The organism is Paenibacillus pini JCM 16418 (assembly GCF_000576305.1).
Classification (GTDB): domain Bacteria; phylum Bacillota; class Bacilli; order Paenibacillales; family Paenibacillaceae; genus Paenibacillus_AQ; species Paenibacillus_AQ pini.
The window spans coordinates 1-16,276 of sequence record NZ_BAVZ01000025.1; the positions used below are offsets into that span (position 1 = coordinate 1).

The following is a 16,276-nucleotide window of genomic DNA, read 5'->3' on the forward strand; positions in this document are numbered from 1 at the left end:
GTAGGAGGGTACCCTTTTTGTTGTGCGACTTTAAGCTGTCAAAATACTAATATCATAATTAACTGGAATATCAGATAGGCGGCAATGCCGCTACCGATCAGTGTTAAACCTGCCTTTTTCTTACCTTGAAAAAAGCGCATGATCGCTAAACTGAACAAAGGTGCAATTACAATTAAAAATAGCAGCACGGTAATAAACATTTGTGCCGATATATTGGAAGTATCCACGTACGTCACGGACAATCTCTCCATTCGTAAGGTAGACTGAGGGTTTAGATAAGCCAACCAGCATGTCCCCGTTATGACTAAATGTATAGCGAATATTTATATTATAGCGAAAGCTGGGTCAAATTTCCGTAGTTTTTAACAATAGATGCGGCAAATTTTAGTCAAAAAAGATTCGATTTATTGTGTATGATTCAAAGAATGGCTATCACGATAGAGGGAACACGCGTAAAATTGCGAATATATGTTGAGATACTTAATCAAGTGGAGGCTGGAACATGAATCTGACAGAAGAGTTGTTAGCGGCTAAACTAGTAGCGATTGTAAGAGGAATTACTCGTGAGCAGGCTAAGACAGCGGGTGCTGGACTTGTCGCTGGGGGTATTAGGTTTATGGAAGTGACGATGAATACCGACAAGGCGTTAGATATTATCGGAGATTGGCGTTCACGATATCAGGGCAAAGCTTACGTAGGAGCCGGTACAGTCCTAAACGTGGACATGGCACGAGAAGCAGTCGATGCAGGAGCACAGTTTCTAATATCACCTAATGTGGATACAGCTGTGATCTCTTTTGCCATAGAACGAGGAATTGATATTTGGCCAGGGGCCATGACGCCTACGGAAATTGTGACTGCTTATACAGCAGGTGCTGAGATCATTAAGCTATTCCCCATGGCAAGCCTGGGATTAGGTTATTTACGTGAAATTAGGGCTCCCCTTAATCATATTCCAATCATGGCAACTGGAGGCGTGACACTGGAGAATATGTCCGATTATTTTGCGGCAGGGGCAAGTGCAGTCGGTCTAGGAAGTGCGCTTATGCCCAAAGGCGCGCTTATTAGCGGTGATGTAGAGGCAATACAAAGACAAGTAAGTAAATTCGTACGTGGAGCAGTGACAACAGAAGTAACCCCATAATAGGATTTGCTGAGATTTTGTGGACAAAACAGGTGCATAGGCATATATGTGGTTTTTTGAGAATAGAGTCTTCGAGGAGGCTTATGACGAGGCTAATATATGGTTTGTCTCTTGCGGTCATATGAAGATTAGGTTCAGAATGTGATACAATATATACATTATCTTGTTCATATAGGCTTATTGAGAGCTTACGGAAAAGGGAGGGTACTGCATAATCATGAAACGCAATACGTTCCTTAAAGTGCTGTTGATCGGGGGGCTAGTGGCATGTGCTGTACCCCCTACAATAAATTGGGAAAAGGTGTATGCCCTTACGAGTTCATCATCTAGCGTTCGAAGTGTGGAGGATATTCAAAAGAAGCTACTTAATGCCATGAATAAGCACCAAGAGTCTGTTGAATTTGAATATTCAGGCAAGACGGATTCGCTCAAGGAACAGCTTAAGAAAGCATTGAGCAAAGCCATGGAAAGCGACCCATACATTAATTATACCATCGAGAGTTACGGATATTCTTATCGAGGCAATTCCAAGACGGCTCAGGTGACCGTTCAGCTAAGCTACCGGGAGACCGCTCAGCAGACAGCTTACGTATCCACTCGTGCTAAACAGATCCTTAAGTCGATTATAAAGCCGGGGATGAATGACCATGCCAAGATTAAAGCTATTCATGACTGGGTAGTGCTTAATTTGAAATATGACGTAACCCTTCAGAAATACACGGCGTATGATGGCCTAAGTTCAGGAAGTACCGTTTGTCAGGGATATTCCCTACTGACGTATAAACTGCTGAAAGAGGCGGGGATTACGAATAAAATTGTGGAGGGCTCAGCTACCCCGTCAGATACGGGAGTTAGTCAGCTTCACGCATGGAATTTAGTCCTTCTAGACGGTGAATGGTACCATTTGGACACAACTTGGGATGATCCTGCCCCTGATCGGCCAGGAGAAATTGGAATTGGATATTATATGAGAACAGATGAGCAGATGAGAAGGGATCATCAGTGGACCAAGTCTTATCCTGCTGCTTCGACACTCTACCGAAATACGCTTACAGCACTTGCGAATAAGAGCGGCAGTGACCAAGCAATGTATACTAATTTAGAGCGTCAGCTTGAGTACCAGCTATTTAACAAAAGTGAAGTTGTGCATACTACAGCAGAGCTTAGAGCTAAAGCGAAGCCTGTGATTAAGCAGAAGCAGCATGCATTATTGTTTAGATTTGCAGGTACGGAGAAGCAGCTCATCGATGTATTACAGGATTTGTACCCACTTGGTGTTCGTTCGATTTCGTATGTACATAGTCCTTTTGAAGACACAGGTGATTTAAAGGTATATGTAACGTGGAAATGAATATAGGAACTTTATAAATCAGCTTATATGTATGTACCAAAAACCCCCTGTAACGCAGGCTATTTATCCGGCGTTACAAGGGGTTTTTATATTTATTTAGTTCTCTGAAGCAGGACGGGTAGTTAAATCGCATTGATCTAAAGGAATGATTCGGCTTCTCTTTTTCAATCTATATCCGAGCCAGATGGCAAGGAATAGAGGCACACTTATATACGAAACCAGAATACCGTACCAATCAATCGAACGTCCTGTGAAAGCACCCAAGTTCTGACCTGCAATGGCAATCAAGCACAGAATAAAGGCGAAGATGGGACCAAATGGGAACCAGCGCGCACGGTAAGGAAGCTCGTCAAGTGAATGACCCTGGGCTACGAAAGCTTTGCGGAATCGGAAATGACACACGGCAATGCCCAGCCAATTGATAAATCCGCACATGCCTGAAGCATTTAATAGCCAGTTATAGACCACGCCATCACCGAAGAAAGATGCTAGGAAGGCGAGCATACCAATGCCAGTAGTCAGTAACAGGGCATTGATAGGAACCCCGCGACTATTTAACTTACCGAGTTTTTTAGGTGCAAGACCATCCTTGGCCATTGCGTATAGGACCCGAGTTGAAGCATACATACCGGAGTTGCCAGCTGAGAGAACGGAGCTCAGGATCACCGCGTTCATGACGGAAGCGGCAAAGGCGAGTCCAGCCTTCTCAAACACGAGTGTAAAAGGACTGACTCCGATATTTTCTAGATTATTCATAATCAAATTAGGGTTGGTATATGGAATCAGTAAACCAATGACAATGATGGAGAAGATATAGAAGATGAGGATTCTCCAGAACACTTGTTTAATGGCTCGGGGCACATTTTTACGAGGATTCTCACTTTCACCAGCAGCTACACCAATTAGCTCAGTTCCTTGAAAGGAGAAGCCGGCAGCCATAAAGACCCCGATAAAAGCAAAAAATCCACCATGGAATGAGCTTCCGCCTAGATTAAAGTTACTTAGTCCTACAGGCTTGCCGCCGAAGATACCGAAGATCATCAGCACACCAAGCGTCAGGAACAGAACTACGGTAACAATTTTAATAATAGCAAACCAATATTCGGATTCACCGTAGCCTTTGGCGGATAAGAAATTCAGTCCAAACATCAGTACCAGAAACAATAGACTCCATAGAATAGAAGATGAATGTGGAAACCAGTATTTGATAATGACGGTCGCGGCAGCAAGTTCTGCAGCAATCGTTATCGCCCAGTTGTACCAGAAGTTCCATCCTACCGCAAAGCCAAAGGCTGGACTTACAAAGCGGGAAGCATAAGTGCTGAAAGAACCTGACTCAGGCATATAGGTTGCAAGCTCGCCGAGACTTGTCATGAGAAAATAAACCATCAACCCAACGGCGATATAGGCCAAGATAGCACCACCGGGTCCAGAGGAGGATATAGCACTGCCGCTGGCTAAGAATAGTCCTGTTCCTATAGAACCTCCAAGCGCGATCATGGTCATATGTCTTGCTTTTAAGCTTTGTTTCAGTGATTCTGCAGGCGGTTTCTTGCTACTAAACATAAATATGTTCATCCCTTCTAAAATAACTTTAGAACCAAATCAAGGAGGGTGGATTCGCTTGTTTTGATGACAAAAAGACCGCAGGCATGGACATGCCGCGGTCTACTTAATCACAATAACTCACGCATCCTTGACTCCATGAAAGATAGCTCAACACGACTTCTTCAAGAGAAAAAGTCGCGACAGTTCTGCTCCTTTCGGCAACAGACCCAGCATGGAGATCATCTGAGCAGATCTTCACACTTCGGCGGAAGGCGCCTTTCAGTCGTGAATCATAGGCGGCTCTTACGCCTCATCACGTCTTACTCATCACTTCCGCAACCTCTACCTCATCTTGGTAGGATGAGGTTATATCTTTAATTATATTGAATTGACTATACTCTATCCTAATCAATCATATCTTATTATTCAAATGGTTATATCTAACAAATACATTCATTTGATGGATTAAGTTCGGGTACGTTTAGCCATTTGCTGCCACACTGTACCTGCAGCTTGTTCACCAGATTCGATGCGCTCGAGGGCCATTCTAGCCTGAAGGCTAACTTCAAATTCAGGATCATGAATCGCTTCTTCAAGTGCAGAACGGGCTTCCTCTGTGCCGAGTTCATACAAGAAGCGGGCTGCACGCCAGCGGACAAGTTTGCTGCTGTCTTTAAGCGTTGCTTGCATCGCAGGTGTGGCAACGGGATCACCAATATCGGATAACGTATCGCCAGCCGCACGTCGTACCGCGGGAGAGCTATCCTTAAGTGCTTCATAGAGCAGATCCATGGCAGCTGGTGTGCGTAAATCCCCGAGATAGACAACGGCTAGACGACGAGTTTGCATTTTCTCATCATGCAGGGCGGTTTCGATATAGTGTAACCGTTCAGGAGTCGGCTCCATAGCATCGAAAGCCGCATAGCGGATGCGCCAGTCGCTACTTTGTAGTGCATCTTTCAGCTCCGAATCACTTAATTCGCCACGTTCTTCCACGAACTCCTCATTGCTTGTTCCATGAGCGATCGCCTGCTTAATAACCTGTTTCAACCGTGCTTCAGGAAATGCTGCCTCAAGCTCCTGCTCAATATCACGTGCAATATCTTCCAACTCACCGTACCTCACACCATAGTCTTTAAGCTTACGTTCCTTAATCATCGTTTGTGCAGCGACTTCCATGACTGCATCGGTGAACCGCTGTGGAAGGGCAGTGCGCGCTTCATTCATACCGGATTTAACCCGGATTTGCATTGGAATACCACGGAAGAACTGCACCAAAACTTCAGCTTCACCAAAATGGTCAGGGGCATCTGGTTCGATCTCCGTGTTGCCACTCTGGGAACTCTCTTGTCCAAATCGTTCCTGCACTTCACCTAGTATTACCGACCAGTCTGCCGTTCCTTTGCGTTCCAGAGCTACGAAATCCAAAGTGTGAAATACACTTTTCACTCCATCGATATGCAGTAATTCACGAATCCATGCAGGAGCAGAGCGCTCATTATCCAGTGTATATGTCTTACGGATCCCGGGCTCCAGACTTTCGTCCAGATGGAGCTTCATAGAGTTGGGACTCGGGGTAGGTTCAATAAATTTAATCTTCATAAGAATAGCCTCCTTCGAACTGCATTGTTCAATCTGTTTCTTATTTTACCTTATTTCATTCATAAACATAAACGTGTGCGAGATATAAGCAATTTTTTTATACGAATTGGATAACCGTAGGGTAATAAAGCCAAACTATCTAGGAGTGCCCAGTTCTAGAAAAATTCCCGGTATCTGAGGGCATGTATATCCACGGAGGTTGATGGCTCTGAATTTCAAAAAACAGGAGAAAACACTGATTGTTATATGTTTAATTATTGCTGCAATCTGTCTATACGGTGCGATTAAAGGCTTTTCACGTTACATGCATTATTTTGGCTAGCTGCTACCACGATTGAAGAAGGAGTTGAGATACGGTTATGTCATCCCTAGATCCTGTCCTGCTGAGCCGGATTCTGACAGGACTTACGTTGTTTGTCCATATTATATTTGCTTCTCTAGGTGTAGGCATCCCCGTGATGATCGCTCTTGCTGAATGGCGAGGCATTCGTACTAAGGATCCGCACTATACGTTACTTGCAAGGCGCTGGGCTAGAGGATTTGTTATCACGGTAGCTGTAGGCGTGGTCACAGGAACCTCTATCGGTCTTCAGCTAAGCCTACTGTGGCCTACATTTATGCGGGTGGCAGGACAAGCTATTGCTTTACCGCTGTTCATGGAGACATTTGCCTTCTTTATTGAAGCGATCTTCTTAGGGATTTATTTGTATACGTGGGAGCGGTTTACGAACAGGATGACGCACTTGCTGCTGCTTATTCCTGTTGCCCTTGGATCATCAGCTTCGGCGGTATTTATAACGACAGTGAATTCGTTTATGAATGCACCACAAGGCTTCACATTGTCAGATGGCATACTGACTGATATTAATCCGATTGCTGCCATGCTCAATACAGCTACGCCCACGAAGGTTACTCATGTACTGGTGTCTTCGTATACCATGTGCGCCGGTGTGTTAGCGGGACTTGCTGCCTTCTCTATTGCGAGAGGAAACAAGCATATGTACTTCAAGAAGGCTCTAAAACTAACGGTAATTTCAACTTTTGTATTTGCGATTGCAACTGCGATTATCGGAGATTTCTCGGGTAAATACTTAGCTAAGTATCAGCCAGAGAAATTGGCAGCAGGCGAATGGCATTTCGATACGAGTGCATATGCCACATTGGTATACGGCGGAGTGCTGGATGAGAATAACGAAGTAAAGTTTGGTCTCAAAATCCCTTATGCGCTCAGTATATTAGCAGGTAATGCGCTAAATACCGAAGTGATTGGACTGAACGAATTTCCAGAGGACGAACGGCCGCCGCTGTCTATTCACTATTTTTTCGATACGATGGTAACGCTTGGTGTTCTACTTGTCGTAATACCTCTGATCTATATGTTACGTAAAAGATTGCCGGGTAAAAAAGTGTATCCGCAGTGGATGATGATTGGACTCATGGCACTAGGTCCCTTATCGCTGACAGCGATTGAGGTGGGCTGGATGTATGCGGAAGTCGGCAGACAGCCATGGATCATGAGGGGATATATGAAAGTAACCGAAGCGGCAACGACATCTACCAATGTAGGCTGGATGTTAATTCTGTTCATTTTGCTGTATCTCGTCCTTTGCTTCTCATGTATTAAAGTGCTTAGTAAGCTATTTCGGAATAAAAATGCGATCGATGAGATGAAAATGCTTGGCATCGAAGGAGGAGAACGCAAATGAACTATGAAATTGTAGGCATTACCGTACTGTGGATCTTCCTCTTCGGGTACATGATTGTAGCTTCGATTGATTTTGGTGCAGGATTCTTCAGCTTCTATAGTGTCGTACTCGGTCACGAGAACAAGGTGCACAATATTATACAGCGTTACTTGTCCCCCGTTTGGGAAGTGACAAATGTATTTCTCGTGTTCTTCTATGTAGGTTTAGTCGGTTTCTTTCCGGATGCTGCTTACTATTATGGTACGGCGTTGCTCGTTCCAGGGAGTTTGGTTATCGTCATGCTGGCTATACGGGGTGTATATTATGCTTTCAATACGTATGGCGTAAGTAAAGAGAATAACAAATTATACATGGCACTTTATGGTGCGACAGGTATCCTAATTCCGGCTGCATTATCAACGATTCTCGCCATTTCTGAGGGTGGAATCATCGGGATGCGAGATGGGAATGTCATTGTTCACTGGGTTACGTTTTTTAGAAATCCCTACACATGGTCTGTTATTCTATTGGCACTCGTGAGTGTTCTGTATATTTCAGCCATGTTCTTGACCTTTTATGCGAAACGAAGCGGGGACAAAGAAGCTTTTGAAATCATTAGAAGGTATGCACTTGCTTGGAGTGGACCAACCATTCTGGCTTCTTTACTCGCATTCTTTCAAATAAACAAGCAAAATCCTGAACATTTTCAGGCGATGCTACATATTGCTTGGATGTTTGTTGCTTCATTTGTATGCTTCGTGCTAGCTGTATATTTTGTATGGAAAAGAATCCATCTGGGTTGGTCATTTATCTTTGTCATGCTTCAGTTCGCCTTCGCTTGGTTTGGTTACGGACGTTCCCATCTGCCATATGTTTTGTATAAGTACATTAACATTTACGAGAATTTCACGAATGATACGATGGCGATCGCATTGATATCTGCTTTTAGTCTGGGAATTATCGTACTTGTACCTTCGTTGATATTAATTATGCGGCTGTTTTTATTTGATGCTAAATATATCCGAGGGAGCTCAGATAAGAAAGGGTGAAGAGGCGTGGAAGATTTCTCAATATTTTTTGCACCGATGCTGATTGTGGTCGTGTCCATTTTCTTTCTGGCGATCTATACTGTCAAGTATAAGGACCCTTCGGAATAGGACATCATGACATGTGAATACAATAGGAGCGAATCATTCCCGGGGAACCGGGAATTTTTTTGCGTAGAGGTAATACGTGAGGCTGTGACGAATGATGTGGTACAACCGGTTTTATATCGGGTAATTTGGATATATACTTCCGTAATTTCGGAGAAGGAGGGGTAACCTTGCCCAAGATCCGATACAACAATATGGACAATATTAGTACAGATAAGACGTTGAAGCAGTTTAGGCAGTGGCGTAATGAACGAAGGCAGAAGAAGAAGGATTACTCATCGTATCAGGTACCTAATGTGCAGCCTGAACTTGACTATTTACATCAGAACAGGCAGGAAACGGCTATTACGTGGATCGGACATTCGACCTTTTTCATACAGTATGAGGGCTTAAATATGATCACGGATCCAGTTTGGGCACGCAGAATGGGCTTTGAGCGTAGACTCGGCGAGCCAGGACTTTCGATAGATGATGTGCCTCCATTAGATGTGATGCTGATATCGCACTCCCATTACGATCATATGCATTTGGCTTCCATCCGCAAGCTCTACCGAGCGGGTACCAAGCTAATTGTACCGATCGGACTCAAGTCAAAAATGATTCGTAAAGGTTTTCACAATTGCGTGGAGATGAAATGGTGGGAACATATTGTAGTGGGGAATGTACGCATTAGCTTCGTTCCTACACAGCATTGGACGCGTAGAACTCCTTTCGATACCAATACTTCTCATTGGGGAGGCTTTGTTCTCGAACCGGTGGAGCCTCCTGTGCTGGAGGAAGAAGGAAATAGCGCAAGTAGAGGGGTGCAGTCGCTGCCACCGAACCTCTATTTTGCCGGAGATAGCGGTTATTTCCCAGGATTCAAAGAAATAGGCGAAAAGTTCAACATCCATGTAGCATTGATGCCTATTGGAGCGTATGAACCGGAATGGTTTATGACATCACAGCATACGAATCCTGAGGAAGCGCTGCGTGCTTTTCTGGATGTGAAGGCAGAGACGATGATTCCGATGCATTACGGTACCTTTAAGCTCGCTGATGATACGGCAAGAGAAGCGCTTGATCGTATGGAAAATGAACGAATACGACTTAACATTGAACAAGACCGCATACAAATTCTAAGCTATGGACAGACATTGAGAATTCATCCTGAACTTCGTAGACCTGATCTATAATCTGTAAAATACAGTAAAACATCCATCTTAATTCATTCCTACTTGGGAATGGACTTCGATCGGATGTTTTTTTATGCTATAATGTGCTGAAGCCTATTGTGAAGGGATGGTAACACTTAATGATCAGTACAAGCGGCGTGACGCTCCGTTACGGAAAGCGCGCACTTTTTGAAGATGTGAATATAAAATTTAATCCGGGCAACTGCTATGGTCTCATCGGTGCGAACGGTGCAGGCAAATCAACGTTTTTGAAAATTCTTTCGGGTGAGATCGAAGCAATATGGGCGATGTTCACATGACTCCGGGCGAACGGATGGCGGTGCTCAAGCAGAACCATTATGAATATGATGAATTTCCAGTACTAGAGACGGTTATTATGGGTCATATTCGTCTATATGAAATCATGAAAGAGAAGGACGCGCTATATGCTAAAACAGACTTCTCCGAAGCTGATGGACTACGTGCAGGTGAGCTTGAAGGAGAATTTGCTGAACTGAATGGTTGGGATGCTGAGCCGGACGCTGCTGCGCTTCTTATCGGTCTAGGCATTTCGCGTGAATTGCATGATAAGAAAATGGTAGAGCTAAGCGGTAACGAGAAGGTTCGTGTATTGCTAGCACAAGCATTGTTCGGCCGTCCGAACAACCTGCTTCTCGATGAGCCTACCAACCATTTGGACCTCGAATCGATTCAATGGCTTGAGAACTTCCTTATGGACTATGAAGGCACCGTTATTGTTGTATCCCATGACCGTCACTTCCTGAACAAGGTATGTAGCATATTGCGGATATTGATTTTGGTAAAATCCAGCTTTATGTGGGTAACTACGACTTCTGGTATGAATCCAGTAAACTTGCGCTTGAACTGCAGCGCGATGCGAACAAGAAGAAGGAAGAGAAGATTAAAGAGCTGCAAGCGTTTATTCAACGTTTCTCAGCGAATGCTTCTAAATCCAAACAAGCAACTTCTCGTAAGAAGCAATTGGATAAAATTACGCTGGACGATCTTCGTCCTTCCAACCGTAAATATCCGTTCCTTCATTTCAAACCAGAACGTGAAGCAGGTAAGCAGCTTCTAACGGTTGAGAACCTTACGAAGACCGTTGAAGGTGAGAAGGTTATTGATGAGCTTAGCTTTATCGTCAATAAAGGTGATAAAATCGCACTCGTTGGACCTAATGGGCTGCCGAAGTCGTTACTATTTGAAATTTTGATGGGACGTTCAGAAGCGGATGCTGGAGAATTCACATGGGGAGTTACTACGACTCAAGCGTATTTCCCGAAAGACAACTCCGAATATTTTGACGGCGTGGATTTGAACCTTGTTGAATGGCTTCGTCAGTATTCCAAGGATCAGGATGAAACGTTCCTACGTGGTTTCCTTGGTCGGATGTTGTTCTCTGGTGAAGAAGCACTGAAGAAAGCTAGCGTTCTCTCCGGTGGAGAGAAAGTACGCTGTATGCTTGCAAAAATGATGCTAAACGGTGCCAACGTGCTATTGCTCGATGAGCCTACCAACCACTTGGATCTAGAATCCATTACAGCTCTTAATAATGGTTTAATTGATTTCGATGGAACCATCTTGTTTACTTCGCATGACCATCAGTTCATTCAAACCATTGCCAACCGAATTATCGAAATTACTCCAACAGGTATCATCGATCGTTCGATGAACTATGATGAGTATCTCGAAAGCGATGAAGTCAAAGCATTGAGAGAGAAAATGTATCCTAGCGGCTTATAAGCTGTCTAAGTAATTTCCATATATGACAAAAGGCTGCTCCTCCCGAAAGGGAAGAGCAGCCTTTTGTCATACTCGTATGTCCGCATTACGTTCAAACGCGGTCAACCCTGGTTCTATGAACCTCCGGTACGTCGGCGTTGGTTATTTGGCTTTTTGTTATTTTGGCTCTTCATGGTATGAGGAGCACCGCCTTGAAAAGAACCTGGTTTAGTTCCAGAGGATTGTTGCTTCTTCTCCTCAAGCTTTTTGCGGATCGCATCCGCCAAATTCACTTTTTTAGTATCTTCATTGTTTTCTGTCATCGGTGGCATCCTCCCTTTTACATTGGTGTCCTTATTCTATACGTTTTTGTCCTTCCCCACAAGAGATGGCATGATCAAAACTTCTTTGCCAGAAGCAACTATGTTTCTCTAGACCCACATGATATCGCTTTGTTAGGATAGGAAGTGCACTTTGAAACGAGCGAAAAGGGTGGTTTGGCGAACTTGGATGTTTATGAAGAAATCAGAAAAGGTGAACGTGGCGCTTGGGTTAGCATTTGCGCTTATATTGTCTTCTCAGCTTTAAAACTAATTAGTGGATACGTATTCGCCTCCAGTGCGCTTTTGGCAGACGGATTTAACAATTTAACCGATATTGTAGCTTCAATAGCCGTATTGATTGGTTTACGCATTTCACAAAAGCCACCGGATTCAGATCATGCCTATGGTCACTTTCGTGCAGAAACGATAGCTGCCCTGATCGCTTCATTTATTATGGCTATGGTAGGGATTCAAGTCTTATTCGAAGCAGGACGCTCGCTTTTCATCGGGAAAGAGGTTGAACCTAACTTATGGTCTGCTGGTGTAGCTGCTGTATGTGCCATGGGTATGTTTGCGGTATACATATATAATCGAAACCTAGCTCGTAAAATTAATAATTCTGCACTGATGGCTGCGGCGAAGGATAACTTTTCAGATGCTTTAGTTAGTATCGGAGCAGCAGTTGGAATTGTGGGCGCCCAATTTGGGCTTCCTTGGCTGGACGTTGTTGCAGCTTTTGCCGTAGGCTGATTATTTGTAAAACAGCTTGGGATATTTTTCGGGATTCTACTTACCGTTTAACGGATGGATTTGATCAAGATGAGCTTCGTGATTTACGTAGTACAATTGCTCGGATCCCAGGTGTTGAGGCGATCAATGATGTGAAGGCGAGAGTACATGGTAATCATGTATTAGTGGATGTGGTGATAGCGGTTGATCCCACACTTAGTATCATTGAAGGACATGAGATTAGCGATAAAGTGGAAGAGCGCATGCATAATTTGCATAATATTATGCATGTTCATGTGCATGTAGAGCCTAATGATGACAAGAAGGTGCAGATTACCTCGGATCATAAATGACAAAAGTACAACAAGGCAGTTATTTATAACTGTCTTTATTTTTTCATTTACTTAATTCCTTAATATTCTTGCAAGTCCATATTAAAGGAGGAAAAGGGACTATAGACCTGAAAAATGCTAAAATTTGGACACTTAATTTGTGAGTATAGTACCATGTGACTACTCTTATGACTGGATATAATGGTTACAGAATTGTAAACAAATAAATTTCTATCTTGTTTGTTCAGCAATCATATCAGTCATCTCAAGGAGGAATTACATGATTAACATCAAGAATCGCTTACTGGGCTGCCTGCTGGTTACTGCCACTCTATCCGCAGCTGTCCTGCTTCCGACACCATCTCGGGTCGATGCTTCATCTGCAAAAGTACAAGCTGCAACTTCAACTGGAATCATACAGTCTACCGTTAAATTAAGAGACAAGCCTTCGATGGCAAGTAATGTAGTTGCTTATTTAAAGAATGGTGATCGTGTTCAAATTATGGAGAAGAGCACGGCGTACTTTTATAAAATAAAAACGTCAACGGGGAAAATAGGCTACACAAGTGTCTCCGATCAATACATAAAGGTGAATCAAGGTAGTGGGTCTGTAACTACGCCGGATACAAATACCGAGCCTCCTGTAACTACAGTTCCCCCCATTCAGTCGAATACGTCCAAAGATATTGAAAATGTGATCAAGATAGGTATGAACTACTTGGGTACCCCTTACGAATATGGTTCGGACCGAAATACAACGACAACATTTGATTGTTCGGACTTTATTAGACAAATTTATAAAGAGGGAGCAGGCATTACACTTCCTTCGGATTCCAGAAAGCAAGGAACTTGGATTAAAGAGAACAGTAAAGCTGTATCCGATACAAGTAAGCTGAAGCGTGGAGATCTCGTATTCTTCATGAGTTATAAAGGTTCTAACGCATCTTCTTATCAAGGAATTAATAAACTAAATCAAACGATTACTCATGTGGCACTATATTTAGGAGATAATAAACTTTTGCACACCTATTCCATAGCATCAGGTGGAGTCAAGGTAACGGATTTCAGTGATTCTTGGAAAAATCGTTTCATGTATGGTGGGAGTGTCGAGTAAATAACATAAGAAAGGACCGGAATATATATTCCGGTCCTTTTTTTACAGTTGCAATTACCCTGAGACTTCATGCATGGTTAACGTAAATATTATAGTACGTGAATCCAAGATTTTCCTAGCCAAGTGTATACTTCTACCCATTCACCAATGACATCCGTTACACGGTTACCCGTTGTTGCAATAACTTGAGGAGCGACAGCACCCGCAACTTTACCGTTAGGCTCATAATAGAATTGAGTAACCTTTGTTAGAATAACAGGAAGATTAGGACTATCGACACTATTATTTGCTTTAATAAGTGGTTCGTCTAAGACTGGTGCTACGACAGTCTTTGTAGTTGTTGTTGTCACAACTGGTGTTGTAGTTGTCGAAGTTGTAGTCGAAGCGGAGTCAGCAAATGCTGCCGTTCCTAGGGAAGCCATCAATCCAAATGCAACTGTAAAAGACATGATTTTTTTCATTAAAATATCCTCCTTGGTATGTAAATTCGTTTTGGTTTGCTACATTATCTAAATAACCAATTGCATGGTAAATTGAACCATATTACCTATTAATAATTTGGGGAAAGTTGTAAGAGTTGCGAGAGTACATTATTATTTTGACAGATGGTATGATAGAAATAGGCTATTTGTCTAGAAAAGGGGGACACTAATGCGTGCACGTAAATTTATACTACGTTTTTTATTAACGGTGGTTGTGCTGGTTATTATTATTGCAGGCGTAGTCATATGGTACATTTCACCACAGCAGGATTTGAACCTAAATTACACCAATGTAAATGTAAAAAATAAAGCGGTTGAGATGTTAAAAACGCGTAAGCCTGAAATTCATTTGAATGGAGCTGAGCTGAATCAGTTTGCCAAGAAGGAACTGGTGAAGCATTTGAGCGACATACCAGAGCAAATTCAGTTGACAGGTGCAGAATTCCATTTCAGTGGACAGGAAGTTGTTGCTGATCTGAATGGTAAATGGGGATGGATTCCGTTTGGAGCTGAGCTTACCTTCCATATGGAAACAGATGGGGAACTGCTAATTATGGAACATAAGTCCACACGAATTAAGAATTTGAATATCCCAGCATCCACTTTTGGAATGAAGGACATGACCATTTCACTTAAAGATTATTTGCCTGAAATGCTTGATGTTCAGCAGATAGAGTTTCAAGAGGATGGAGTTAAGCTAACATTTGTTATTGATTGGTTATTATTGCCTTCATTATTACTTAAATAAGGTGAATCTTCATATTGAATAATGAAATTTATTTTTAATAGAATTCATTATTCAGCACATAAAAAACCCAAGTCGCCATTTTGGCTGCTTGGGTTTTTTACAATTCTAACCTTTTGAATATCTCTTTGTCAGTGTATATGTTTATTCCGTATCTGACTTACGGTTATAAATTTCTACTGCGGCCTGTAAAGAGAGAAATAACAAACAGTACTAAGAAGATGAAGAACAATACTTTAGCAATGGTGGCAGCCGCCGCTACGATATTAAAGAAACCAAAGATACCCGCTACAAGTGCGACAATCAAAAAGATTACGGACCATTTCAACATAATAATTCACCTTACTTTCTTCAGATTTTTAATTTCATAAGTATTGGGATGCTTCTCCTTTTCCTTCATGCTATGTAAGGAAGCAGTGGAGAAATTGCAGCGATTTACTGGTTCGCCGCACCCTCGTATTTTCATTTAACCTTACAAAAAACAAATGAAACAATGGAACAAACCGCATATACAGATGCTAATACCGCTTATATAGATGCTAATATAGAAGCTGTTTCGGCATATATATGGGAGGGTAACAATGCTTATGAAGATATAAACGACTGGAAGAGAGGTTTTGCAGATGATTATTGGAATTAGTGTGGCTATTATAGCTGTAGCATTCGCTGTACTTGTTTTCTATCTAATAAAGACTTTGCTCGCTGCAAAGGATTCATTAGAGAAGACAACACAGACACTTCAAGAGGTTCAACAAACCATTGACGAATTGGGTTATGAAGTGAAGCAAATTGTCAGACATGCGAATGACATTACAGTAGATCTCCAAAGTAAGATGAAACAGATTGATCCGGTCATGAACTCCGTAAAAAATTTGGGGGAAGTACTTAGTGAAGCAACTCTTGCGGCTAAACAAGCCTCAACGACGATGATTGCGAAATTCAAACAAAATAAAAAACAAGCAGTTCATGAAAAGGCTGCTATAACTTCAGCTCCTACTACAGCGAATGAACGTACTATTAATTCGTACGCTACAACGTATGCAGCAGCTGGAAAGAATTCACCTGAAGCAGGTTGGATGAAGTGGGTCGATACTGCTGCTACGGTATGGAAGAGATTTCGTCCATAAGATATCTAAAATGAGTAATGCTATTTAAAGACGATAGAAGGGG

At 42.6% G+C, this 16,276-nt stretch carries 15 protein-coding genes, 2 pseudogenes and 1 riboswitch; of the genes and pseudogenes, 11 read left to right on the top strand and 6 right to left on the bottom strand.

Annotated elements, in window-relative coordinates; all coding sequences use genetic code 11:
• Nucleotides 1-38: 38 nt before the first annotated feature.
• Nucleotides 39-236 (bottom strand): hypothetical protein, encoded by a 198-nt coding sequence (locus JCM16418_RS21040; RefSeq protein ID WP_036652917.1) that lies wholly within the window; start codon nt 234-236, stop codon nt 39-41.
• A 266-nt stretch (nt 237-502) separates the two neighbouring features.
• Here JCM16418_RS21040 and JCM16418_RS21045 point away from each other — a divergent pair, with 266 nt between their 5' ends.
• Together JCM16418_RS21045 and JCM16418_RS21050 are read left to right on the top strand one after the other, a co-directional pair.
• Nucleotides 503-1,144 (top strand): bifunctional 4-hydroxy-2-oxoglutarate aldolase/2-dehydro-3-deoxy-phosphogluconate aldolase, encoded by a 642-nt coding sequence (locus tag JCM16418_RS21045; RefSeq protein ID WP_036652919.1) that lies wholly within the window; start codon nt 503-505, stop codon nt 1,142-1,144.
• A gap of 217 nt (nt 1,145-1,361) precedes the next feature.
• Nucleotides 1,362-2,495 carry a transglutaminase domain-containing protein gene (locus JCM16418_RS21050; protein WP_036652921.1) on the top strand — a complete coding sequence of 378 codons (1,134 nt, stop codon included), beginning with the start codon at nt 1,362-1,364 and terminating at the stop codon, nt 2,493-2,495.
• A 96-nt stretch (nt 2,496-2,591) separates the two neighbouring features.
• On the opposite strand, the gene JCM16418_RS21055 is transcribed toward JCM16418_RS21050, so the two are convergent.
• Nucleotides 2,592-4,061: an amino acid permease gene (locus tag JCM16418_RS21055; protein WP_036652922.1), complete on the bottom strand. Its 1,470-nt coding sequence runs from the start codon at nt 4,059-4,061 to the stop codon at nt 2,592-2,594.
• A gap of 138 nt (nt 4,062-4,199) precedes the next feature.
• Nucleotides 4,200-4,396, bottom strand: a riboswitch (Lysine riboswitch).
• A 112-nt stretch (nt 4,397-4,508) separates the two neighbouring features.
• Nucleotides 4,509-5,645, bottom strand: a complete 1,137-nt coding sequence (locus tag JCM16418_RS21060) for a virulence factor (RefSeq protein ID WP_036652925.1) — start codon at nt 5,643-5,645, stop codon at nt 4,509-4,511.
• Between the two features lie 359 nt (nt 5,646-6,004).
• Between JCM16418_RS21060 and JCM16418_RS21065 the strand changes: the two genes are divergently transcribed.
• From JCM16418_RS21065 to JCM16418_RS21080, 4 genes and pseudogenes are all read left to right on the top strand, one after another.
• Nucleotides 6,005-7,351 carry a cytochrome ubiquinol oxidase subunit I gene (locus JCM16418_RS21065; protein ID WP_036652927.1) on the top strand — a complete coding sequence of 449 codons (1,347 nt, stop codon included), beginning with the start codon at nt 6,005-6,007 and terminating at the stop codon, nt 7,349-7,351.
• A complete protein-coding gene (locus tag JCM16418_RS21070) occupies nt 7,348-8,379 on the top strand; it encodes a cytochrome d ubiquinol oxidase subunit II (RefSeq protein ID WP_036652929.1) in 1,032 nt (343 codons plus the stop codon). Before JCM16418_RS21065 ends, JCM16418_RS21070 begins: the two co-directional genes overlap by 4 nt.
• Nucleotides 8,380-8,654: 275 nt before the next feature.
• A complete protein-coding gene (locus JCM16418_RS21075) occupies nt 8,655-9,659 on the top strand; it encodes an MBL fold metallo-hydrolase (protein WP_036652932.1) in 1,005 nt (334 codons plus the stop codon).
• Nucleotides 9,660-9,778: 119 nt separating this feature from the next.
• Nucleotides 9,779-11,402: pseudogene (locus JCM16418_RS21080) on the top strand (ABC-F family ATP-binding cassette domain-containing protein).
• 113 nt (nt 11,403-11,515) lie between these two features.
• On the opposite strand, the gene JCM16418_RS21085 reads toward JCM16418_RS21080, so the two are convergent.
• Nucleotides 11,516-11,704, bottom strand: coding sequence for a hypothetical protein (locus tag JCM16418_RS21085; RefSeq protein WP_036652934.1), 189 nt, complete (start codon nt 11,702-11,704; stop codon nt 11,516-11,518).
• Between the two features lie 183 nt (nt 11,705-11,887).
• Between JCM16418_RS21085 and JCM16418_RS21090 the strand changes: the two are divergent.
• Together JCM16418_RS21090 and JCM16418_RS21095 are read left to right on the top strand one after the other, a co-directional pair.
• Nucleotides 11,888-12,786, top strand: a pseudogene (locus JCM16418_RS21090) (cation diffusion facilitator family transporter).
• A 259-nt stretch (nt 12,787-13,045) separates the two neighbouring features.
• Nucleotides 13,046-13,879: a C40 family peptidase gene (locus tag JCM16418_RS21095; protein WP_036652936.1), complete on the top strand. Its 834-nt coding sequence runs from the start codon at nt 13,046-13,048 to the stop codon at nt 13,877-13,879.
• Between the two features lie 89 nt (nt 13,880-13,968).
• On the opposite strand, the gene JCM16418_RS21100 is transcribed toward JCM16418_RS21095, so the two are convergent.
• On the bottom strand, nt 13,969-14,340 hold the full coding sequence (locus tag JCM16418_RS21100; protein ID WP_036652937.1) for a hypothetical protein: 372 nt from the start codon (nt 14,338-14,340) through the stop codon (nt 13,969-13,971).
• 190 nt (nt 14,341-14,530) lie between these two features.
• Here JCM16418_RS21100 and JCM16418_RS21105 point away from each other — a divergent pair, with 190 nt between their 5' ends.
• Complete coding sequence (locus JCM16418_RS21105; RefSeq protein ID WP_036652938.1) at nt 14,531-15,109, top strand: hypothetical protein; 579 nt, start codon at nt 14,531-14,533, stop codon at nt 15,107-15,109.
• Nucleotides 15,110-15,272: 163 nt separating this feature from the next.
• Here JCM16418_RS21105 and JCM16418_RS24445 read toward each other — a convergent pair whose 3' ends face one another.
• Nucleotides 15,273-15,437 (bottom strand): DUF1328 domain-containing protein, encoded by a 165-nt coding sequence (locus JCM16418_RS24445; RefSeq protein WP_036652939.1) that lies wholly within the window; start codon nt 15,435-15,437, stop codon nt 15,273-15,275.
• 162 nt (nt 15,438-15,599) lie between these two features.
• On the opposite strand from JCM16418_RS24445, the gene JCM16418_RS25110 reads away from it, so the two are divergent.
• Both JCM16418_RS25110 and JCM16418_RS21115 read left to right on the top strand, forming a co-directional pair.
• Nucleotides 15,600-15,746 (top strand): hypothetical protein, encoded by a 147-nt coding sequence (locus tag JCM16418_RS25110; RefSeq protein WP_156327241.1) that lies wholly within the window; start codon nt 15,600-15,602, stop codon nt 15,744-15,746.
• Complete coding sequence (locus tag JCM16418_RS21115; protein WP_036652941.1) at nt 15,730-16,233, top strand: DUF948 domain-containing protein; 504 nt, start codon at nt 15,730-15,732, stop codon at nt 16,231-16,233. Before JCM16418_RS25110 ends, JCM16418_RS21115 begins: the two co-directional genes overlap by 17 nt.
• The last annotated feature ends 43 nt before the right edge of the window (nt 16,234-16,276 follow it).